We start from the raw sequence: 20,730 nt of genomic DNA, 5'->3' as shown, positions 1-20,730 counted from the left end.
AACCGCGGCAGCGGCTCAGGCGAAGCAGATAGCCGCGCTGGAAAAACAGCTGGCAGAATCCAAAGCCCAGCATGACAAACAGCAGGGCATCAGCGCCGAAGAGCTGAAAAAGCAGCAAACCGCCGCAGCGGCTCAGGTGAAGCAGATAGCCGCACTGGAAAAACAGCTGGCAGAATCCAAAGCCCAGCATGACAAACAGCAGGGCAGCAGCACCGAAGAGCTGAAAAAGCAGCAAACCGCGGCAGCGGCTCAGGCGAAGCAGATAGCCGCGCTGGAAAAACAGCTGGCAGAATCCAAAGCCCAGCATGACAAACAGCAGGGCATCAGCGCCGAAGAGCTGAAAAAGCAGCAAACCGCATCAGTCGCGCAGGTAAATCAAATTGCAACGCTGGAAAAGCAACTGGCGGAAGAGAAAATACAGCGTGAGAAGTTGCAAAATAGCAGTACAGAAGAGCAGAAGAAACAACAGACTGTTTCTGTTACTCAACTGGCACAAATTGCTGCATTAGAAAAGCAACTGACAGGAGAGAAAGCTCAGCGGGAAATACTGCAAGGTAATAGCAGTGAAGAGCAGAAAAAACAGCAACTGGCATTTGCCGGACAGCTGAAGCAAATCACCGATCTGGAAAAACAGCTGGCCGAAGAGAAAGCCCAGCGCGAAAAACTACAAACCAGCGCAGGAGAGTTAGCGAAACAGCAGGTATTAACCGCTGAACAACAGCAGAAGATTTCTGTTCTGGAAAAACAGTTGGCAGAAGCGAAGGTTACGCCAGCGCTAAATACCGAAGAGCAATCTAAACAGCAACTGGCAGCAACTCAGCCCCTTAAGGAGATTGAAGCATTAAAAGCCCAGTTAGCAGAAGAAAAGTCACAGCATGAACAACAGAAGAATCGTGCGGATGCGTTGGTTAAACAGCAAATTGCCGGACAAGAGCTGTTAGCGGTGTTTAATAAACAACTTATTGCTCAACCACCATCAGTCAGTGGCGCAGTGGGTAAACCAGGTGAGGTCGCCAATAAACAGGTGACAGAGTTAGAAAATGAATTAAAGGCAGCCCAGACACAACTGAAAGCATTGCAGGGAAAACAAACGGTTTCAGCATCTGAATCCGTTGAAGCAAAAGCCCCGGGTGATAAACCAACTATTCCTAAGAAAGAAGATGAACTGATTGCTTATGCTTTGGGCATGCAATTGGGGGATAAAGTTCAGGATTCATTAACAGAAAACGCGGAGCTGGGGTTGAGTGTTAATACTAACTGGGCGTTGCTGGGTTTGGTCGATACAGTTAAACAGCAGCTACAGGTAGACCGTGGTGTTCTGATGGATAGTTTGAATAAAGTCAGTGATACCATTCGCCGTAATATGTTGGCGAAAAAGCAAGAGGCAGAAAAAAGCGGAAAACAGTATCAGAAAGAGTTTGCTGCAAAACCTCAGGTGAATAAAGATCCTGCGGGCTTCCATTACCGTATTGAATACGGTGGGGATAATAAGATCCCTGATAATGCCAATATCATGATCGCAGTAAAAGAGAGTCTGGTTGATGGTACCGTTATCGAAGATATGGACGTTCAACGTCGCTATGTAACGCAGCCGTTGTCTAAATATCCGCCGGTATTCAAAGCCGCGCTGGCCCGATTGCGTGACCATGGTAGTATGACCCTTGTGGTACCGCCAGAGTTAGCCTATGGCGATCGGGGACTGGCCCCGCTAATTCCACCGGGATCTACTATTATCTATAACATTCGGATTGTGGGCGTTACTTCACCTAAGTAAGACGGAATAGAGCGAATTTATAGGGAAATGCAAAAACGGGGTGGAGAGTAATTTCCACCCCGTTTTTAATGGTTATTCTTCAGGCTAGGTTTGTGCACAATAGAACAGCGGCATATTGTCTTGTGTGAATATATAGCTTGATACATTCTGATGGAGCAGATGAATACTGATTCCCCGTCCCTGAATCCGAAAGAAATCAGGAACCAGATAGCTTAACTTATCCAGTCGACCAGGGTTGGCATCGGTTTGCTCTGAAATCATCACGATATCTTTATTATCCAGCACATAGCGAAAGCGCATTTCATGACTGGTTTTTTTAGTCGGTTGACCTGCCTCCTGTAAATCCCCAACGCTGGAGTACCATCCTTCCCCCCCATTAAAAGTAAAGAGCATGATGGCATCATAGCTGCCTTTGTTGCTGATTACGGTAATCTCGCTTTCACAAGCAAAATGGTTACTCTTCCAGGATAGATAACCCGCCAAAAACAGGGGGCTAAAGGCAAGGGTAAATATCAACACAATTCTGATAACTGCTTTTTTATTGTTCATTGACTGCCTCAATATAGACATAAGATTCACAGCGTACATTGGCGCTATCGATTGATTTATCGCATACAACAATCGATGAATGCCCATATACACGGTTAACACTCATGTAGGCGCTACTTCCGGGAGAGCAATTGAACGGTTTTCTTTTCATTAGATCGGTAAATATGACGGCGCTTTTTTGTGAGTCATAATAAGAAGAAAACAGTTCACACCCGTTTACCTTTCCTGCGGAGTGATACTCTTTAAAAGTATTGCTACCCTGATAGTGGGTCATATATACCCATCCGGATGAAAAAATAAAAATGATTGCGGCGAGCAGATAAATCCATTTAAACGCGTTGCCCTTACTTTGAAAATTGCTGAGGGGCGCTGCTGTTTCTATTTCTATTGGGTTGGTGGATGTGGTGTTTTCCGTTTTACTATTATCAACAGAGACTGTTGGTGATATTGACGGTACAGGAGTGTCCTGAATTTCTCTTACGTCAGCAATGCATTTAAAGCCAGCTTTAGGCAACGTTTTAATGATATCTTCGGTCAATCCGGCAGATTTTATCGCTTTTCTTATTAATGCAATATTTTGATAAAGGGTGTTGGAGGAGACATAAATTCCATTTTTTCCCCAAACTTGTTCAAACAGAAACTGCTGACTAAGCGTTTGACCGTTATGTAATAGTAATTGCTGCAGGCACTGACTGGCAGGTATGTGAAGATTAATTTCCACCCCGGGCCGCTTGTAAGCCGACAGCATATGCTTCTCAGGATTAAAGCATACGACTTCGTTGATAAGATATATTTTGTTCATTTTCAGTAAATTATGGTGTGGCTTTCGGTAAGTATAGACGATGATTTCTTGTATAAATATTTAATAATCCTGAGTAACATAAATCTTAATAAGATATTTTATTTTTATAAATCAAATGGTTATTGCTTTTTGTTATTATTAACCTGGTGTTATCTAAATAAATTCAATAAAAAACAGTCAGATAAATATAAATAAACATAAATCAGATAACATCACTCTCTTTTTTGAATGTAAAGCGCTATGGTTTATCCCATAGATTCATTGTGTTGGTAGCTCTGATTATAGCGATTGAAGCCACTAAAGGTGGATGTTGGTTAACTTAATGATATTTAACAAGTAAATTTATTTTCTTTGTTGATGATATTATTTCTACATAACTTGCATCTACAAGCGCTATAGAAAACAAGAAGTTAATTTTATTTATAGTGGAATCTACTTATTATGTTCGATATAAAAAAATATTAATTTGAGTTTTCTAACATAACGAATGTCAGTGAAAAATAATTATCGATGTAATTAGTTAGCGTTTTATGTTGAGTATCTGGTTTTTGCTAATTAGATATACTATTTTTTGTTAAATTATCTCTTTATCTAAATGTCAGTGATTATATTGAATTAGCGTAAAAGCCTTATATAATCGCCACACACAAAGAATGTGTTTGCTGAAGAGATATTTCCGGCAATGTAAGTAGCAGATATGGATGGCATGGATGGATAGAGTAGATATGGATTATCAACTTTATGGTTTTTTAATTGGTAACGATATTCATTTTGAAATAAATAGTGGACAACTTTATCGATTTTCTTCAAATGGTACAGAAAAACATTTAATTTTTGGCACATTATTTTTTAGCGACACAATGCTGCAGCTATTTGTTTATATGCTGAGGTATGGTCGTGAGAATCGAGTGACGAAAGAAGAATTACTGAAAAAAATTTGGGAAGATAATAAGTTGAGCCCGTCACCCCAGCGTTTATGGCAGGTTTTAACCGGACTTAACAAGAAGCTACAAACGTTAGGATTACCTGATGAGTTCATTAAAACGATAAAAGGTAGCGGGTATATTATAGGTTTTAAAGAAATAATCCCTCTCTATTATAGAGCCAGTGAAATATTATGAATTAATTTACACACATATTTTACACTATTTAATTTTGCATTTTATTTTAGTTTAAAAAATAAATTTGATTACATGATAATAAATTGTCTTGTAAATAAAGGATATATTATAAAAATAGGTTTTTATAGTATTTTAATTTTCGCTAATTATATTTCTAAACTCTTTGAATTGTAAAATTTTGTGATGAAAATTATTTATAACCAAACGGCTAAGTTAATTACTTTTAGTCATAGCCTTTGCATTATTTAAACTGAGTATCTGTAATATGAAAAATATTATTTTATTGGTTAACCCATTAACATTTTTACGTATTTTATTAAAAACGTTAATAACGGGACTGTTAGTCATAACAACGGGAACTGCTTTTGCTGCTACTGAACAGCCTGACAAGATACAACAATCCGCAGTTCAAAAAAGCTCGATGGATCGTGGATTGATGTTTCAGCAGGCAGTAGGCAGTGATTTAGCCGGTCGTCACATTGAAGCGCGTAAGTTGTATGACGCGTTAAAAGGTACCGATTTGGATGAACAAATTTCGGTACCGTCGGCTATTAATTTGGCCGCTATTGAGCAATTCAATGCTTCCCTGAAAGAATTTGATGGATTAGCGCTAAGTCGTGATACCCGCGTAAGTGATTATGCCCATCTATGGCAGCTCTGGCTTACTGCTCGTATGTATACCGGCGAGAATTCTGCACTTAAAAAGAAACTTAATAATATGGCATCCGGCATGCGCATGAGTTCTCCAACTCAGCAAGCGATTGTCCGTCTCTACTCCGGCGATGGTGATGTTTACGATAACAGTACCCACACCGGCGGCACTAAGATCACTAACGTGGCAGATGGTACGGCACCAAGCGATGCGGTGAACTTCTCACAGCTGACCGAAACCAATGACACCGTTAACAACATTTATAACTCTGGTACCAAGTATTTCCATGCTAACTCTACTGGTGCAGATTCATCCGCCACTGGTAAAGATTCAGTAGCCATTGGTATGGGTGCTGTGGCAAGCCATGATAATAGCATCGCTTTGGGCGCCGGTTCTGTTGCCAACGGTTCCACTCTCAACAATGCAGCTTATCTGGTTGGCGGAACAGCCACCAGTGAAGTAAACATTGGTGGACGTCGTATTACCGGTGTCTCAGCCGGTGCAATGGATGATGATGCAGTAAATGTTGCCCAGTTAAAAGCCGTCTCTAATATGGCAAGCGGCACTGATGAACGCGCGCTGAAATATAATTGGGTTGATAAAAACGGTGATGGAATCGTTCAGCCTGATGAAGTGGATTATAGCAAAGCGACACTGGCCGGCGATAATGGCACGGTAATAAGTAATCTGGCGGTAGGTGAAGTTTCGGCGACCAGCACAGAAGCGATTAACGGTAGCCAGTTATACAACGTTGCCGGTGATACCTCAGTGACGTACACCACTAACAATGGTAGCGGTGTTCGTTATGTTCGTACTAATGCCACCGGTTTACCTGAATCAGATGCGTTTGCTAAAGGGAAGGCCAGTACCGCTGTGGGCTATAACGCGACTTCAACCGGAGAATCCAGTGTGGCCATTGGCCAGGACTCTTCTGCCAGTGCATTAAGTTCTATTGCTATTGGTAAAGGTGCAGAGGCTGATACCGAGCGTAGCGTAGCGTGGCGTTAGGTGATGGTGCGAAAACCAAAGCTGCAACGGGAACCAGCAGTGTTGTTATTCAGGGCAATGAGTATAACTTTGCCGGTACTGCACCGGTTGGTACGGTAAGTGTTGGTGATGTGGGTGATGAACGCACTATTACTAACGTTGCCGCTGGCGAACTGTCATCAACCAGTACTGATGCGGTTAACGGCTCTCAACTGTACGCTACAGTGGTGGCTATCAATAATATCCAAACGGGTATCAGCGACCTTGGTGATGCCGCCGTGAAATATGAGAGAAACGGCGACGGAACCACCAACTACAATAAAGTCGTACTTGGTGGTGGCCCAACTACCATCACTAACCTAGCGGCAGGAACTCAGGATGGCGACGCCGTTAACTACTCGCAGTTAAAAACCGTGTCTGAGCAGGTAACCAATATTTCTAATGGTACTGATGGTATGTTCCAGGTGAATAATACCAGCAAATTACCGAAACCATCGGTTACCGGTAAGGACGCAGCGGCCGGAGGTGCGGGTGCAGTAGCCAGTGGTGATAACAGTCTGGCTATGGGAACCCGAGCCAGAGCAACGGGTAACAATGCCGTAGCGTTAGGGGCTGACTCCATTGCCGATCGCGACAATACGGTATCCGTTGGTTCAGTCGGAGCAGAGCGCCAGATAACCAATCTGGCAGCCGGTACTCAGGGTACTGATGCGGTTAACGTAAACCAACTGAAAAGCGGTGTCAGTTCAGCCAATCAGTACACGGATAACAAGTTTAATTCACTGAAAAATATGGTGGAAGATCAGGGTGACAAGCTGAGCGCAGGTATTGCCGGCGCAATGGCGATGTCAGGTTTACCACAGGCCTATCAGCCGGGAGCCAGCATGGTTGGCATGGCGGGTTCAACTTATCAGAACCAGTCAGCGGTTGCGTTAGGTGTTTCTATGATTTCCGATAACGGTAAATGGGTGACCAAACTTTCTGGCAGCACTAACTCACAAGGTGATTTGGGCGGCACGGTAGGTATTGGCTACCAGTGGTAACCATGTATTAAACCTGATTTGTATTGAAATCTGTCCCCGGCGGATGCCGGGGACTCAATAACCGATTTTTATAGTGAGAAAGATGATGATTGTTCATTCCAAACCAGTGCGTCTGGCTATGGTATTAGGTTGTTTTTTATTACTCTCGGCCTGTACTCGTTCCATTAGCGATGTAGATTCACAAGGGAAAACCACCTCCCCTGTATTTCCCGGTGTCACGAGTGCCGTTCGTGAAGAGGGGAGCTTTGTTAATCTGGATAATCTTAAGCAGATTAAACCGGGTATGACAAAAACGCAGTTATATGAACTGATTGGTGTGCCACACTTTGATGAGGGCGTGCTGAAAGTTAAAGAGTGGGATTATATTTTCCACTTTACTAAAGCGGATAACACCATTTTGACCTGTCAGTATAAGGTCTTATTTGATTCCAATATGAAGGCACAAAGCTTTTACTTCCTGCCGGAAAATTGCCTTGAACAGCTATCGACCAAGCCAGTTGTAGTTCATCATGATTTGAGTGTGGAAGGTTTGTTTGCCTTCGATCAATCGGCCATGTCAATGAAAGGTATTGAGAGCATTAACGCGTTTTCTGCGGGGCTAAAAAATGCGGGTTTAGAAAATAGACGTATAATTGTGACAGGACATACCGATCGTTTTGGTGGCAACGCTTATAACCAGCGTCTTTCACTGGCTCGCGCGGAGTCTGTTAAACGTGAAATGGTTAAAAATGGTATTCCGGCTTCAATTATTGCCGTTCAGGGTAAAGGAGACAGTGAGCCGCGTGTTTCTTGCCCGGGTAATCAATCTGCTGTGGTGATCTCGTGTCTGGCACCGAATCGTCGCATGTCGGTTGATGTTGTTAATCAACAGTCTAAGTAAGAGTAATGATTAATATAAAATTTAATCTACAAAAGACCGCTGTTGGCGGTCTTTTATTTCTGTTCAGCCATCAGGCATTTTGTTCTGTGGCTGATTTACGCGTTAAATCTATCGAAGTTCCGGCTTATAACTTAATCAGTGATACATTGGTTGGGATGAGCACACCGGGCAGCGGAAAGCGTAATGACTTTGTATTGCAGTTAATCTGTGATTTAGCACGCGGCGATAAAAATCAGCAACAGGCTAATGAAGTTCTTCAGAACAATCATATTGACGTGCAAAGTATTCCGGCGAAAGGCAGCATGTCGTCATTATTAATCAATGGGGATAAGGCCGATCAGGCTTCTACTTGTGCAGCCTATGTTGCAACGTCTTTATTTCGCGAGAATGATAACTCTGCGCTGTTTGATAAGAGCAAGGCGGAGTCCGGTAAGATTGAGTTAACGCTAAACCAACAGCGTTTTGCCAAAGAGATGAAGGTGAGGATGGCGCTTGCTCAGGCAACCGCTAATTTATATGCGGTGGTTGCTGCTAACTTACCGAATAATAGTGAGTTGAGTTTTTCTGATTATCAACAAAGTGTTGCAAGTTCGGTCTATAACTATGCGCCAGAATATCTGAAACTGATTCAAAAATTGTATAGCAATGATAAAGCGATATATACACCTGTTGCCGTTACTGCATCATCAACATCAATTTCTGATAATGAAAGTCGGGAACTTGAAATAACACCTCAAAGTATTAAATTTAAATCTAAAGGTGTTGTCTGGCTTGGCGAAGGAAAAATATTGGGCAAAGAGTATTTTATTCCGGTGAAAATTATTGATTCACCAGTAGCCAATAAACCTAAGGCATCAAGAAAAGCCAACAAATAGGATACCGTTCCTATGGTACTGATTGCTTTTCCCGTCATGTCAGCATCATGCAATACGATGTTGATAATTTGGAGGTCGGGCACCTTTCAATATTTGTAATATTTTTAGATTCTCATATCCCAGGATTGTGAACGAAAGTATGGTTATTCGAATCTTCGAACTTTCTTCTGGACACCTCAGTATTTGTCTGTTTAATTCGCTTATTTTCAGCTATTTAATCTGATTTAATATGAATTCATCATACTTTTCCCTAATGGTCTATACTTATTAATATAGTGTTAGCTATAGGGTTAAATATTTTGTCAACCAGAAGGAAAGCGTAATGAAGAATACTCAATTAGTGAAAGTCATGACAGCAGCCGTTTTAGGTACAGTGTTATTAAGCGGTAGCGTATTTGCTGAAGAAAGCGTTGTAGATAAAGCTAAATCAGCAGCCAGTGATGCAGGTGATAAAATTGAGCACTCAGCTAAAAAAGCCGATCTGTATATGGATGACAGTGCTATCACTGCAAAAGTAAAAACGGCATTACTGGATGCTAAAGATATTAAAAGTACCGAAATCTCCGTAGAAACTATTAACAGCATGGTCTATCTGACCGGTAATGTCGCCAGCAAAGCACAGGCTGAGCAAGTGGTTCAGTTGGTTGGTAAAGTCGAAGGTGTTACCAGCGTTAAAAACGATCTGGTGATTAAACCCTGATTGAACGGCTCTTGGTTAATTAAACAAGAGAGTCATAGTGTTTCCCCCTGACTAATAGTTTATCTAATTTCATTTCAATTAATGAGTAAGGAGTTGGTTATGTTTCGTTGGGGAATTATCTTTTTGGTGATCGCGCTGATTGCTGCCGCATTAGGTTTTGGCACCCTGGCGGGTACTGCCGCCTCAGCAGCGAAAATCGTATTTGTTGTCGGGATTATTCTGTTTATTGTTAGCCTGTTTACCGGGCGAAAACGGCCCTGATGGCCATTGAATATCAGATTCATAAGTGAATATTGATAGCGAAAAAGTCGGCAGAAATGCGGGCTTTTTGTTTTATTGAGCTTTGGTTTAATGGGGTGATTAGGGTAGCCTGTGTTTTTTTCGTATTATCGGTAGAAGTTCGAAGGGAGTCGTAATGAAAAGAGGGTTATTCCTATTATTAATATTTGCCTGCTCTGGCACATGGGCTAACTGCGATGATACCTCACCAGATTTAGCTAACATGCTGAGTCATCCTATTGGCAGCCAGGAGATTATTGCGGTAGTGAAAGGTAGTATTCATCCTGAATTTGACGCCGAAGGGCAAGTTTATGTGGATTACTTCGATATCACTCACTCTTATGGCTTAGCCATCCCCAATGGGCGCTATTTGTTGAAGGTTAATCGTTACTGGGGCAATGAATGTCACTTTTACGCCGAAGATGTGAAACTTCATGAGCAGGGTGATGCAAAAGGTACGGTTTATCTGGCCTTAAGTCGGGTGCATGGACATACTTTGGTGATGCCTGAAGGGACGGGATTTGGATTGTCTCTGAACAATAATAGGGTCATTTATCAGGCTGACGATCGGGACGTTAAGCAGATTGAGCAGCGGTTGTTTGAACGACATGTGCTTAAAGGGATTCCGCTAAGTCTCTGGCAGGGGTTAAAGGAAAATGAGTAATAAAACTAAAGCAAAATCATATTGATATCATCCGCATGTGTAATTTTTGCAGAAGACAAATATGAGTAAATAAAAAATCCTACAATTCTGATAAATCAAACGGTAGGATTTTTTTATTCAAACAAACAGAGATAAATTATCAGGCTAATTTAAACGTCTGTAGCATTTCTGGGGTCGCTTAAATCCCGATCTCTTATTTCTGGCATGCAGATAGCAGAGAATAATCCAACGACTGAATAGCACACGATCATAATGGCAATTGGCCACCATGAATCAGTCCAATTACAGAGTATTCCGGCAATGAGTGGCCCTAATCCAACGGCGAGTAACCCACCAATCTCATTGGCTACTGCCATTTGAGTAAACCGATCGCGTGAACCAAACATTTCTGCCATTGAAATCGCTTCAATAGCTGCCTGACCTAATACGGCAACATTATGAATAATGATGATGCACAGCATGATTGTGCCGGGGTTATAGCTTTTATCAACAATGATGGAAATCATCGGGAAGGCTAAAAATATCGATGCCGTATTCAAGACCAGGTAAACCGGTCGTCTTCCCCATTTGTCGGATAGCCAGCCGGCAAATGGAATAGTAATAAAACCAATTGCGGAGCTAATCAGCATGGCGTCTGTTGGAATTGCTTTATTGAATAATAAAGTTTGTACCATGTAACCGGCTAAAAACGTTTGAATCAGACCTGAATTACCTGCCTGACCAAAGCGTAACCCCATGGCTAACCAAAATGATTTTCCTTTAGCGATATCGATAAATGACGTTTTACTGGCAGGTTTTTCATCATCATTCGCATTTTCAAAAACCGGGCTCTCTTTAAGATTTAAACGTAACCAAATGGCAAATATCATGACTACCGCACTGGCTAAGAAAGGAATCCGCCAGGCCCAGGCCAATAAAGTTTCATTATCTACCGCGAAGAAAATGATGGCCCAAATAGCCGTTGCACTTAATGTGCCGCAGTTGGTTCCCAGTGCAACTAAAGAGGCGATAATGCCCTTTTTACCTTTGGGAGCATATTCTGCCAGCATGGTTCTGGCACCTGATATTTCAGCACCAGCACCTAAGCCCTGAACAATTCGAAGAGCAACCAGCAAGATAGGTGCAAGAATACCTACCTGAGCATAAGTGGGAAGGACGCCGATTAATGTAGTGCATAGCCCCATCATGGTGATGGTAATAAACAAGACCTGCTTTCTGCCAATTCTGTCTCCCATTCGGCCAAAAATAAATGCACCAACGATACGGGCAACATAGCCTGCACCATAAGTACCCATGGCTAATATTAACGCCATGGCGGCCGATTGTTCTGGAAAGAAAATGTGATGAAATACTAATGCGGCTCCTAAAGAGTATAATTGGAAATCCATAAATTCTAATGCAGTGCCTAGCCAACCGGACATTGCAGCTCTAATTAAGTCACTGGTATTTCTTTCAACTCCATTTTCTGTTTGACTCATATTTTCCACCATTAATTATTCTATTTAAGTTCATGGAACCCAAAATATTGGTTAGTCAAAGGGTTAGTTTATTAATGGTTGTATATTCAATCGAATTTACGAAACCATTTTCTTAATCAATGGATATTTGTAAGAAGAAGGCAATAAACTAACCACTCCGTCATATTATGTAATTAGACCTTCCTACGGGCGTGCTGCCGTGCCATCAGGCAAGCGCGCATTAGTCCAGGAGGGTAAACCACCTTCAACGGGGTATTTTTTTGCCTTTTCTTCATCAATATCGATGCCAAGTCCAGGTTTATCATTAAGATATGCATAACCCCGATCGATCTCAGGACAGCCAGGGAAAACGTCTCTTAATGCCTCATTCATTGGCGTATATTCTTGAATACCAAAATTAGTGGTGCTCATATCAATATGCATGTTAGCGACAACACCAACGGGGGATATATCACCAGGACCATGCCATGCTGTGCGCACGCCGTGATATTCACACAGGGTGGCTAACTTTTTGGCAGGGGTAATTCCGCCTATCATACTGATATGACAGCGAATAAAATCAATCAGATGATTTGTGATCAGGTGCTTATATTCTGCAACATGAACAAAGAGTTCACCTATTGCAATTGGTGTTGATGTCTGCTGACGCATAACTTTCAGGAAATCAACGTTCTCAGGCGCTACCGGATCTTCTAAATAGAACAACCGGTACTCTTCGAGGTCTTTAGCCATTTGCATCGCAGCAACAGGTTGAATTCGCTCATGAACATCATGAATAAACTCAACGTTAAAGCCAATCTTGTTGCGTAAGTGATCGAAAAACTTGGGAATACTGCGGGCATAGGCTTCCGGATCGAAATAAATTCCAGCTGTTTTAGTTCTGGGGGAACGTTTAGGGTTTAAATCTCGCGCTTTATCAAGTTGAGTTGCGATCAGCTTTAAATCTTCTGTTCCGGCACCGCCATACATACCCATCTGGCAGCGTACGTGCTGATAGCCTTCTTCCATTGCTGCACGAATATTGTCTTCAGCGGCCACGGCATCACCACCATCACAGTGGCGATATAAAGGAATACCATCGCGGCATTTTCCACCCAACAATTCGTAAACCGGCATGTTGGCCATTTTCCCTTTGATATCCCAAAGCGCCATATCAATGGCAGAAACAGCGTTATTCATAACGGGGCCATTGCGCCAATAGCCACTTACCACGGCGGACTGCCAAATGTCTTCGATACGACGCGGATCCTTGCCAATCAGAAATGGCTTCATGTAATCATTAATGGCCGCTTCAACTGCAAATATACGTTGGGTAAACGTTGCGCAGCCTAAGCCGTATAGTCCGTCCTGATTGGTTTCTACTTTTACTACAACAAGATCAATACCACCGGGAGCTGTTAAAATCGTTTTAACATTAGTTACTTTAATCATTAAGAACTCCAGAAATATCACTTCACTTCACTTGTTGTATGACATCGTACCTATTCGCAAAATGAAAATAACACTGATTTAATGAATAAAGCAAGTCTGTTATTTTGAAATAATGTTATGGAACGACTTTATTGATCGCTTCAATATTGTTTTTCATGGCGTCATTTAATGATGTTTTAGCCGTATCAACATCGTGTTCTTTGATCGCCATAAACACTTTTATGTGTGCTTCAATACTTTCAAGCGTAATGCCTAAGACACGGTTTAATTCTTCCAGGTAGAAGTAGTAAACGTTTTTTATATCATTGATAATATGAATAAATATTTTATTGTGGGAGGCTTTGATTACTGCGATGTGAAAGTCCAGATCGGCCTGGGAGTATTTCTTATAATCATTTTTATTGACCAACATGCGATTTAAAGCATCTTCAATCGCTTTAATATCCTCTTCGTTAGCATTCTCTGCAGCCAGCTCTATGCACTTAAATTCAACGGTTTGCCGAAAGACCATCATATCCATGAACTCTTCCTGGCTTAGATGCATTATCGGCTTTTGAGAATTAGATATTCTCTCTTTATCAATATCAGCCGATACGAATGAACCTTTACCATGTTTGGTGTAAATGATTCCCCGATCACGTAGCTTCTGTACTGCGCTTCTGGTGCTTGTTCGGCTAACGTTAAACATTGTAGAGAGTTCAAATTCAGAGGGTAAACGCTCGTTCTCTTTCCAGCTTCCGTCCAAAATTTTATTTAACATTTGCTTATAAACCGCATCGGCAATGTTATTTTTAGGGATAGATTCAATATTCATAATAGTCGTTTTCCTAACCGCATAAATATATTATTGGATTCAATAAATTATCTTGTTTATCAGTCCAATAGAGCTGGAAGTCACCTCTTCATTTTAAAAAGATTATCAGTGTAATTTGCAAGATAGATCACAAATAATTCTTTTGCTGATTGTCTTTTTTATTTCACCTCTGCATTGTATATCGCAATTGTATGTTGTCATACAACATATTGTATGACGTATCCATTCGCACAATACGGTCGTCATTATACAATGAACAAGGTAACGATATGAATAAATTATTTGATCTGACAGGTAAAACCGCCCTGATTACGGGCTCTGCTCGTGGATTGGGTTTCTCTTATGCTGAAGGATTAGCTTCTGCGGGAGCGTCGATTGTACTGAGTGATATCAGAGAAGAAACATTGCAAGAAGCGGTCGATAAATTAAAAGCTAAGGGCTATCAGGCGAGAGGCTATGTTATCGATGTCTCTAAAGAAGAGCAGATAGTTGATGCTTTTAATCAAATGGACAAGGAAGGCATTGAGATTGACATTGTTATTAATAACGCAGGTATTCAGCACCGTCAGCCATTATTAGAATTACAGCTTAAAGACTGGCAAAGGGTGATTGATATTCACTTAACCGGCACCTATTTAGTTTCACGGGAAGCCGCTAACCGGATGGTAAAGCGTAAGAGCGGCGGTAAGTTTATTAATATTTGCTCGCTAACCAGCGAACAGGCAAGACCGACAGTGGCACCTTATACTGCCGCAAAAGGCGGCATTAAAATGCTGACCAGAGCTATGTCAGCGGAATGGGGTGAGTTTAACATTCAAGCGAATGCGATTGGACCCGGTTATATTTTGACTGATATGAATGAAGCATTAATTCAAAACAAAGAGTTTGATACCTGGGTAAAAAATAGCAATCCGGCTAAGCGTTGGGGTAAGCCTGAAGAGTTAATTGGTACCGCTATTTTTCTCTCCTCCCAAGCCTCTGACTATATCAATGGTCAGGTAATTTATGTTGATGGTGGTTGGTTAGCCGTTTTGTAATCTATTTTCAGGTATATGTGGCCAGGAGTACGACATGAGCAGCAATCAATTGTCATGTAAAGCATGTTTTGCCCACGCGAAGAAAGACATTCGTATTGATGAGCGAGTTTTAGAATATACGGACGAGCAAGTTGTCGTCAAAGTTGAGGCGGGTGGTATTTGTGGTTCAGACATCCACTATTATCAGGAAGGTCATGCAGGGCTGTCAGTATTAAAACATCCTATGGTTATCGGTCATGAATTTGCCGGTAAAATTCATAAAGCGCCAAAAAATTCAAACTTGAAGGTAGGGCAGAAGGTTGCAGTCAATCCATCACAGCCTTGTAATCAGTGCGAGTTTTGTCTGGAAGGCAAGCAGAACCAATGTCCTAATATGCGTTTTATGGGAAGTGCGCAGTTTAATCCTCATGTTCATGGTGGATTCTCTGAGTATGTTGTTGTTTCAGAACAGCAGTGCTTTCCTTATGACGAAAGTATTCCAGCACAAGTGATGGCATTCTCTGAACCTACAGCAGTGGCAATTCATGCCATAAACATTGCCGGTAATCTGGTTGGTAAAAAAGTATTAGTGATGGGAGCAGGGCCAATTGGCGGATTAATTATCGCCGCCGCAAAAGCGGCTGGTGCAGTAGAAGTTGTTGCCTCTGACATTAGTGAACGCTGCCAAAAAATTGCATTACAGATGGGAGCCGATCGCGCTGTTAGCCCGACAGATAAAGCCATTTTTGAGGAGTTCTCCAAAAATAAGGGCTATTTTGATGTCACTTTCGAAGCGTGCGGTGCGTCATCAGCGATTGCTTCAACCGTATTGGTCACGCGGGCTAATGGCAGCGTAGTGCAAGTTGGTATGGGCGCCAGCCCTGTTGAGTATCCTGTGGCGCAGATGTTAGCTAAAGAAATTAACTGGAAGGGATCCTTCCGATTTATTAATGAGTTTTCGACCGCGGTTAAATGGCTTGAAAAAGGGATAATTAATCCACGTCCTCTTATTTCGAATGAATTTCCTTACCAGAATGTCGAGCAGGCATTAATTACTGCAACGGATAAAAATATCTCTTCAAAAGTATTAGTGACTTTTTTTGAATAAGCCGTTCCATTAAATCTGCGGGGTTAGGCGTAATCTCGCAGATTTATTATTGTGGCGAAGAAAACAATTAATACAATGAATTGAAAAGTTAATATAGATATTGTCGAGTAGTTAAAAAATTTAACCAGAGAAGGTTTCTGTCTGATACAGGATTTTTATCAGAAAGGTAGTGACAGTTTTCCGCTCTCTTTTACTGAAAATACCATAAGGAAACTTCTCTGGACTGAATGAAGTTTTTAGTTTTTATCTCTTCCCGGCTTGTTCGGAATGATTTAAGAAATTCTGAAACCACCTTTAAGAACTAAGATGATGTAGTATTATTCTTAAATATTCTGCTGCAGATGTTTCTCCAGGATTTATCAACACGCGGTACTCCAATTGCTGCAATCAGTGACGCCAGGCCTGATTGGTGTAACTCATGGACTATGTCTTTCAAAACGTCATAAACATTATCTGGCAGAAGATCAACGTGATGAACCATCGTCTGTGCACTGGCTAAATTATTTCTGTAACCCCCAACGTTGGAATGTCGCCAAGATTGCCATGCTTCATCCAATGAATCAGGATTGATAAGTGCTCCGCGATAGCCTTTTGTTTTTCTTGTGTACAATGGATGACGGCTTAATCCCGGGGTTTTAGGATCGTCTACATCAAGTAAAAGTTTTAGCAGATTAATATCAGCCTTATCATGTTGGCATTCATCGCATAATGCACGCCAAACTGCGGCAATATCGATTTGATTGTTTCTCAGTAGCCAAATCAGGTTGAGTAAGTCTTTAAAACGTGGACGAACAATAGTTTGGTGCAGTTTCCATGCGATTTGAAGGGATAACGGCACGGTATAAGATAAGTGAAAAGGTTCACCTGAAATTGGTTTATATAACAAAGGCACTGGGGGAGGATCAATTTTCAAATTCAGGCTAACATCAAGAGAAAACTCAAATTCTTCATCACCAATCCACATTAATAAGTCGGTGTTTACTGTGGGAAAATCATCATCCATTGCATAATCGATCATGCGCCAAAATCTGTTTTCAGAGAAGCTACGAAATCGAACGCCATCATCAATATGAGTTTCTGTTACAGCCAGCAGCCAGTTATCCAGCGTTACTCTAATGTGGTTAACATTATTCGTATCTACAGGAACTATATACACCCAGTCCAGATCGGCAACCTGTCGTTGGGATGATTCCAGTTCCTGCGGCCCCAGATATTGCCGGGTTATCAAACTGCCTTTGAGCATGAATGGTTGATTAACTTGAGCAGCCCGACGAGCAAACGCTTCAAAAGCAAAAAGTTCAAGAACACTATGGCGATGGATACCGTGTTTTACTGAATAATCATCTATATCTGCCGGAGTAATCTTAGTCATATATTGGTCCTTCAATGTCGGAGAGCCAGCCTGCATCCAGCTTTTCATTACTATCATATAAGCATATTTCATACAGATGCTGAATAATAGGCCAGCCACCCTGTTGTAATGCAGATACTAACGTCTGAATTTGCTGGTTAAATAGTGAATGATTGAGTTCGACTGTACTGCTGGCTGTTTGGCGTAATGTGATAAAACGTTTATTCGGTTGGTATTGTAAAGCATTGCGGGATAAATGCGCTCCATGCTCTAAACATAGTGTTAATAGAGATGGAGATGGCTCAGCTATCAGTTTTCCGTGCCATTCATAATAGAGAGCTTTTGGGTAACGAGTATGTTCTTTCAAGGAAGCTTCTATTTTAATACGTTGAATAGCATAACCAGATTCATTAAAGCTCCTGGCTATTTTGTGGGCCTGAGTTACTTCATCAATATAAGCAGTTGCCATTGCTTGTTGTTGGTGCTCGCCGCGAGCTAGTTCAATAAGCAATGGCTTGCAGTTAAGTATTCGACAAACGCGAGTAAAATCAGCTAACTCATCATTATTTAAATATTGGGTGGTTAAATGAGCATGTAACATATTATTATCAGTCCTTGGTATCTGCCTTTACTGGTCAGTTATTCCATCTAACCACATTCTATATTGCCGTTTAGATATTGATATTTCGATGTTCCGGCTTTTACTGGTTTCACCGCATTGATATATCTCACTGGCTTTCAATATTAAGTTGTCATTTTCCCAGCGGGCAAAATCGATATCATCATATTTGTCGTAGCCATCTTCTAATTCCTTATGAATATCGACCCATGTTGTTTCAATCATTGGCTCACTAAAATTCAAAATGTGAATACCGAAAGGGCAGGCCCAGAAGCATCCCGATACTACAAGAATATTATTCAGTGGGTTATAGAGAATATCTGTCCAGATGAAGGTTTCATTTTCTTCAGGAATATAGTGGAACGCTTTATTTTCTGTGATATTAAAAACGCTATATCCATAAAGTTCTATCCGGAAGACGAGATAGAGATTTCCATTTGAGTGAGTGATTAACTTGCAAAAATCCCCGCTGTCATCGAGGTTCCGGTAGCGGTAAATAATGTCGTTTTTACTGTTTAATAGGGTATTTTCAGTAGCTGAAGTATTGTGTTGGGCATAAGTATTCTTTTCAATTCGATATTCCGGGCTCAATTGAATGACTTCGCTGTCCTGAAAATTGGCTGCGGTGAAAATAGTTTCCTGTTCTTTTCGCTGGGTTTGGTATTTTTCGGTGCAGGCGATGTTGGTCATGTCCATGTTGGTTTTTCTCTTCCTGAGAGCGATTTGGCTATTTTGGTGGCTTTAAGGAAATGGCCAGATTTTATCGTCAGGTGATTGTACTAAATTTGGAGCGGTTCAACATGGAGAGCTATCAAGTTTTCCATGTATGGTTATGATTCTATTTAGTCAGATCAGTCTCTGTATTTTGTTTAACGTTCTGATATGCCTCGAATTCAGCTTTACTTATTATCACTACTGTTGCTTTGCCTCTACGGGTGATTTCAACAGAATTACCATTGATGGCGATATCGAGTATTGTGGAAAAATTAGTTTTGGCTTGAGCTAAGGTATATGAATGCATATTGGTTTTCCTTAAGTGTACATGTGGAATGTACACTTAGGTTGTATGTTCTAAATCAGAGATATTTTTCAGTATCGTTTGAGTATTATCTGCTTATTCACCAGTGGTTGCAGGTTCAAGCAGAGAAAGTAAAGCGGCCTGCTTTTCCTGCAGTATAAATAATAAAGATTCTTTCAACTCAGGTTGTTCCATACTTGAGATGGTATAGGCTAAGGCGAAACATTGTTCGGCCAGCTCTTCTGGCAGTAGTGGGGTTTGGTTTAGCAGATTAAGCATGATTGCCTCCCTGCGACTGATGTGAGCTGAATGATGGGATAGAGTAGCTGGCTCGTTGTTGCTTGTTCGAGTTAATTAGAAATGTAAATTTTGGGTGAGTTTGGGTATGCTGATGGGTAGCCATATCGTTAACCTCTTTAACGTGTTGGTTAGACGCCTTGAACGTGTTGGTAGCACTTCGGGGCGTTGTCATTTCAGAATACGGTATGTTAATGTACGTACCTGATTCCACCAATCCTATTCCTGTAGGTACGTACATGTCAATTGTAAAACGTGATAAAAATTTTAATCGTGACGGTAAATCTCCGACGTTCCAAATTCGTATTCCTCAGGAATTTAGGGAGCAATTGAATGTTGAGGCGGCAAAGGATGGGGTTAGTCTTGGGAATTGGTTTAAGGAATTAGCGAGGGAGGAATTGCGGAGAAGGGGAGTTGTGCCAAAGGGGTAAGGTTATTAATTTATTGTATGTTAGTTTCTAATTATTAGTGAATATAGAAATTATGATTTAATATTTTTATATATTGTAACTGAATATGGATTACCGCAAGTACCCTTTCCTACGATGTTTGTAGACATATTCATATTTTCAAGAATTAGAAAGAGAAACGTACAATTACAGGAATGCCCCGCGGGTCGTGCATTAGAATTAAATACAGATGGTTTAAATTTTCTTAAATCTGAAGAAGAAACGCTCATTCCTCTAAAATGACTATATGTTTCATATAAATCACTAAATGAAACCATCATTTTAGATTTCCCACGAACATATGTTATTTTTTTGTCGTTATAGTTAATTATTGTGGATGTTCCTTTCTTTGGATTTTTCATAACAGTATTGACAGGGAATTTACTTTTAATATCACTAATAAAATTATGTAATCCCATTGTTTTATCTCATCCAGTTAAATAGCTAGCGTTATAATTAATATGATTTTATGACTTTCATATTCTATTATTGAAATATATGAAAAAATACGATGAAAATCACAATTATTGATTTAATCATTTTTTGATGTGATTAAATTAGTAAATATGATTTTTAGGGTTGAATAAGTATCTTAATATAAAAGTACAATCATGAAATTTGAGGATGTTTAAGTATGGCTGTCAGTATCCCACACAAAAGACCCATTCATTTTTAGAGATCTTCTGACATACTGATTATGTTCCCTGAGGAGATCTCCATGCATTAAATCTGGAGGCTATTGATAGCATACGCTACATTATGAATGCTATTCAGTTCCGAAAATCGATGGTTAACTTTGTCATAATCAATGAGAAAGTCCGCA

Annotated in this window: 23 protein-coding genes; 12 read left to right on the top strand and 11 right to left on the bottom strand. The window is 40.9% G+C overall.

The window, feature by feature from the left end; all coding sequences use genetic code 11:
- Window positions 1-1,774, top strand: a 1,774-nt coding sequence (locus tag I2494_RS18580) for an FKBP-type peptidyl-prolyl cis-trans isomerase N-terminal domain-containing protein (protein ID WP_228351018.1), incomplete at its 5' end; no start/stop codon positions are given.
- Between the two features lie 84 nt (window positions 1,775-1,858).
- Here I2494_RS18580 and I2494_RS18575 read toward each other — a convergent pair.
- Together I2494_RS18575 and I2494_RS18570 are read right to left on the bottom strand one after the other, a co-directional pair.
- Window positions 1,859-2,323 carry a hypothetical protein gene (locus tag I2494_RS18575; RefSeq protein ID WP_218467509.1) on the bottom strand — a complete coding sequence of 155 codons (465 nt, stop codon included), beginning with the start codon at window positions 2,321-2,323 and terminating at the stop codon, window positions 1,859-1,861.
- Window positions 2,313-3,044, bottom strand: coding sequence for a winged helix-turn-helix domain-containing protein (locus I2494_RS18570; RefSeq protein WP_218467508.1), 732 nt, complete (start codon window positions 3,042-3,044; stop codon window positions 2,313-2,315). The genes I2494_RS18575 and I2494_RS18570 overlap by 11 nt, the downstream gene beginning before the upstream one ends.
- A 791-nt stretch (window positions 3,045-3,835) precedes the next feature.
- Here I2494_RS18570 and I2494_RS18565 point away from each other — a divergent pair.
- From I2494_RS18565 to I2494_RS18530, 8 genes are all read left to right on the top strand, one after another.
- Window positions 3,836-4,246, top strand: coding sequence for a winged helix-turn-helix domain-containing protein (locus I2494_RS18565; RefSeq protein WP_228351017.1), 411 nt, complete (start codon window positions 3,836-3,838; stop codon window positions 4,244-4,246).
- A gap of 265 nt (window positions 4,247-4,511) precedes the next feature.
- Entirely contained in the window at window positions 4,512-5,906 is a 1,395-nt protein-coding gene (locus I2494_RS18560; protein ID WP_218467507.1) for a hypothetical protein, read from the top strand.
- The gene (locus I2494_RS18555; RefSeq protein ID WP_218467506.1) at window positions 5,897-6,928 is read left to right on the top strand and encodes a YadA family autotransporter adhesin; all 1,032 of its coding nucleotides are present in this window, start codon (window positions 5,897-5,899) and stop codon (window positions 6,926-6,928) included. Before I2494_RS18560 ends, I2494_RS18555 begins: the two co-directional genes overlap by 10 nt.
- Window positions 6,929-7,010: 82 nt before the next feature.
- A complete protein-coding gene (locus I2494_RS18550) occupies window positions 7,011-7,808 on the top strand; it encodes an OmpA family protein (protein WP_228351016.1) in 798 nt (265 codons plus the stop codon).
- A gap of 5 nt (window positions 7,809-7,813) precedes the next feature.
- Window positions 7,814-8,683, top strand: coding sequence for a hypothetical protein (locus I2494_RS18545; RefSeq protein ID WP_218467505.1), 870 nt, complete (start codon window positions 7,814-7,816; stop codon window positions 8,681-8,683).
- A 322-nt stretch (window positions 8,684-9,005) separates the two neighbouring features.
- Window positions 9,006-9,383 carry a BON domain-containing protein gene (locus I2494_RS18540; protein WP_218467504.1) on the top strand — a complete coding sequence of 126 codons (378 nt, stop codon included), beginning with the start codon at window positions 9,006-9,008 and terminating at the stop codon, window positions 9,381-9,383.
- 99 nt (window positions 9,384-9,482) lie between these two features.
- Complete coding sequence (locus I2494_RS18535; RefSeq protein ID WP_140920521.1) at window positions 9,483-9,644, top strand: DUF1328 domain-containing protein; 162 nt, start codon at window positions 9,483-9,485, stop codon at window positions 9,642-9,644.
- Window positions 9,645-9,798: 154 nt separating this feature from the next.
- Window positions 9,799-10,326 (top strand): hypothetical protein, encoded by a 528-nt coding sequence (locus tag I2494_RS18530; RefSeq protein WP_218467503.1) that lies wholly within the window; start codon window positions 9,799-9,801, stop codon window positions 10,324-10,326.
- Window positions 10,327-10,475: 149 nt separating this feature from the next.
- Here the strand turns inward: I2494_RS18530 and I2494_RS18525 are convergent, their stop codons facing one another.
- The 3 genes from I2494_RS18525 to I2494_RS18515 form a co-directional block, all read right to left on the bottom strand.
- Window positions 10,476-11,804: an MFS transporter gene (locus I2494_RS18525; protein ID WP_218467502.1), complete on the bottom strand. Its 1,329-nt coding sequence runs from the start codon at window positions 11,802-11,804 to the stop codon at window positions 10,476-10,478.
- 183 nt (window positions 11,805-11,987) lie between these two features.
- Complete coding sequence (locus tag I2494_RS18520) at window positions 11,988-13,235, bottom strand: enolase C-terminal domain-like protein (protein ID WP_218467501.1); 1,248 nt, start codon at window positions 13,233-13,235, stop codon at window positions 11,988-11,990.
- Between the two features lie 115 nt (window positions 13,236-13,350).
- Window positions 13,351-14,049 (bottom strand): FadR/GntR family transcriptional regulator, encoded by a 699-nt coding sequence (locus tag I2494_RS18515; RefSeq protein ID WP_218467500.1) that lies wholly within the window; start codon window positions 14,047-14,049, stop codon window positions 13,351-13,353.
- Between the two features lie 269 nt (window positions 14,050-14,318).
- On the opposite strand from I2494_RS18515, the gene I2494_RS18510 reads away from it, so the two are divergent.
- Both I2494_RS18510 and idnD read left to right on the top strand, forming a co-directional pair.
- Window positions 14,319-15,086 carry an SDR family oxidoreductase gene (locus I2494_RS18510; protein ID WP_218467499.1) on the top strand — a complete coding sequence of 256 codons (768 nt, stop codon included), beginning with the start codon at window positions 14,319-14,321 and terminating at the stop codon, window positions 15,084-15,086.
- Between the two features lie 34 nt (window positions 15,087-15,120).
- Window positions 15,121-16,173 carry an L-idonate 5-dehydrogenase gene (gene idnD / locus I2494_RS18505; RefSeq protein WP_218467498.1) on the top strand — a complete coding sequence of 351 codons (1,053 nt, stop codon included), beginning with the start codon at window positions 15,121-15,123 and terminating at the stop codon, window positions 16,171-16,173.
- 301 nt (window positions 16,174-16,474) lie between these two features.
- On the opposite strand, the gene I2494_RS18500 is transcribed toward idnD, so the two are convergent.
- The 5 genes from I2494_RS18500 to I2494_RS18480 form a co-directional block, all read right to left on the bottom strand.
- Window positions 16,475-17,545: a nucleotidyl transferase AbiEii/AbiGii toxin family protein gene (locus I2494_RS18500; RefSeq protein WP_218467497.1), complete on the bottom strand. Its 1,071-nt coding sequence runs from the start codon at window positions 17,543-17,545 to the stop codon at window positions 16,475-16,477.
- A complete protein-coding gene (locus I2494_RS18495) occupies window positions 17,538-18,125 on the bottom strand; it encodes a hypothetical protein (RefSeq protein ID WP_218467496.1) in 588 nt (195 codons plus the stop codon). Before I2494_RS18495 ends, I2494_RS18500 begins: the two co-directional genes overlap by 8 nt.
- A 27-nt stretch (window positions 18,126-18,152) precedes the next feature.
- The gene (locus I2494_RS18490) at window positions 18,153-18,839 is read right to left on the bottom strand and encodes a hypothetical protein (RefSeq protein WP_218467495.1); all 687 of its coding nucleotides are present in this window, start codon (window positions 18,837-18,839) and stop codon (window positions 18,153-18,155) included.
- Between the two features lie 142 nt (window positions 18,840-18,981).
- Window positions 18,982-19,164, bottom strand: coding sequence for a type II toxin-antitoxin system Phd/YefM family antitoxin (locus tag I2494_RS18485; protein WP_218467494.1), 183 nt, complete (start codon window positions 19,162-19,164; stop codon window positions 18,982-18,984).
- Between the two features lie 93 nt (window positions 19,165-19,257).
- Window positions 19,258-19,440 (bottom strand): hypothetical protein, encoded by a 183-nt coding sequence (locus I2494_RS18480; RefSeq protein ID WP_218467603.1) that lies wholly within the window; start codon window positions 19,438-19,440, stop codon window positions 19,258-19,260.
- A 257-nt stretch (window positions 19,441-19,697) separates the two neighbouring features.
- On the opposite strand from I2494_RS18480, the gene I2494_RS18475 reads away from it, so the two are divergent.
- Complete coding sequence (locus tag I2494_RS18475; RefSeq protein ID WP_218467493.1) at window positions 19,698-19,889, top strand: toxin-antitoxin system HicB family antitoxin; 192 nt, start codon at window positions 19,698-19,700, stop codon at window positions 19,887-19,889.
- A gap of 50 nt (window positions 19,890-19,939) precedes the next feature.
- Here the strand turns inward: I2494_RS18475 and I2494_RS18470 are convergent, their stop codons facing one another.
- Window positions 19,940-20,326, bottom strand: a complete 387-nt coding sequence (locus I2494_RS18470) for a hypothetical protein (protein ID WP_228351015.1) — start codon at window positions 20,324-20,326, stop codon at window positions 19,940-19,942.
- Between the last annotated feature and the right edge of the window lie 404 nt (window positions 20,327-20,730).

It is taken from the genome of Limnobaculum allomyrinae (assembly GCF_016649425.1).
In the GTDB taxonomy this organism is placed as follows: domain Bacteria; phylum Pseudomonadota; class Gammaproteobacteria; order Enterobacterales; family Enterobacteriaceae; genus Limnobaculum; species Limnobaculum allomyrinae.
Note: the sequence above shows the minus strand (reverse complement) of the source record. Positions and strands in the feature narration are given on the sequence as shown.

Bases quoted from the DNA above. Each gene is read 5' to 3' on its own strand.
- I2494_RS18575 (WP_218467509.1), bottom strand. From the start codon at position 2,323: ATGAACAATAAAAAAGCAGTTATCAGAATTGTGTTGATATTTACCCTT.
- I2494_RS18565 (WP_228351017.1), top strand. From the start codon at position 3,836: ATGGATAGAGTAGATATGGATTATCAACTTTATGGTTTTTTAATTGGT.
- I2494_RS18560 (WP_218467507.1), top strand. From the start codon at position 4,512: ATGAAAAATATTATTTTATTGGTTAACCCATTAACATTTTTACGTATT.
- I2494_RS18550 (WP_228351016.1), top strand. From the start codon at position 7,011: ATGATGATTGTTCATTCCAAACCAGTGCGTCTGGCTATGGTATTAGGT.
- I2494_RS18545 (WP_218467505.1), top strand. From the start codon at position 7,814: ATGATTAATATAAAATTTAATCTACAAAAGACCGCTGTTGGCGGTCTT.
- I2494_RS18540 (WP_218467504.1), top strand. From the start codon at position 9,006: ATGAAGAATACTCAATTAGTGAAAGTCATGACAGCAGCCGTTTTAGGT.
- I2494_RS18535 (WP_140920521.1), top strand. From the start codon at position 9,483: ATGTTTCGTTGGGGAATTATCTTTTTGGTGATCGCGCTGATTGCTGCC.
- I2494_RS18530 (WP_218467503.1), top strand. From the start codon at position 9,799: ATGAAAAGAGGGTTATTCCTATTATTAATATTTGCCTGCTCTGGCACA.
- I2494_RS18525 (WP_218467502.1), bottom strand. From the start codon at position 11,804: ATGAGTCAAACAGAAAATGGAGTTGAAAGAAATACCAGTGACTTAATT.
- I2494_RS18520 (WP_218467501.1), bottom strand. From the start codon at position 13,235: ATGATTAAAGTAACTAATGTTAAAACGATTTTAACAGCTCCCGGTGGT.
- I2494_RS18515 (WP_218467500.1), bottom strand. From the start codon at position 14,049: ATGAATATTGAATCTATCCCTAAAAATAACATTGCCGATGCGGTTTAT.
- I2494_RS18510 (WP_218467499.1), top strand. From the start codon at position 14,319: ATGAATAAATTATTTGATCTGACAGGTAAAACCGCCCTGATTACGGGC.
- idnD (WP_218467498.1), top strand. From the start codon at position 15,121: ATGAGCAGCAATCAATTGTCATGTAAAGCATGTTTTGCCCACGCGAAG.
- I2494_RS18500 (WP_218467497.1), bottom strand. From the start codon at position 17,545: ATGACTAAGATTACTCCGGCAGATATAGATGATTATTCAGTAAAACAC.
- I2494_RS18495 (WP_218467496.1), bottom strand. From the start codon at position 18,125: ATGTTACATGCTCATTTAACCACCCAATATTTAAATAATGATGAGTTA.
- I2494_RS18490 (WP_218467495.1), bottom strand. From the start codon at position 18,839: ATGGACATGACCAACATCGCCTGCACCGAAAAATACCAAACCCAGCGA.
- I2494_RS18485 (WP_218467494.1), bottom strand. From the start codon at position 19,164: ATGCATTCATATACCTTAGCTCAAGCCAAAACTAATTTTTCCACAATA.
- I2494_RS18480 (WP_218467603.1), bottom strand. From the start codon at position 19,440: ATGCTTAATCTGCTAAACCAAACCCCACTACTGCCAGAAGAGCTGGCC.
- I2494_RS18475 (WP_218467493.1), top strand. From the start codon at position 19,698: ATGTCAATTGTAAAACGTGATAAAAATTTTAATCGTGACGGTAAATCT.
- I2494_RS18470 (WP_228351015.1), bottom strand. From the start codon at position 20,326: ATGGGATTACATAATTTTATTAGTGATATTAAAAGTAAATTCCCTGTC.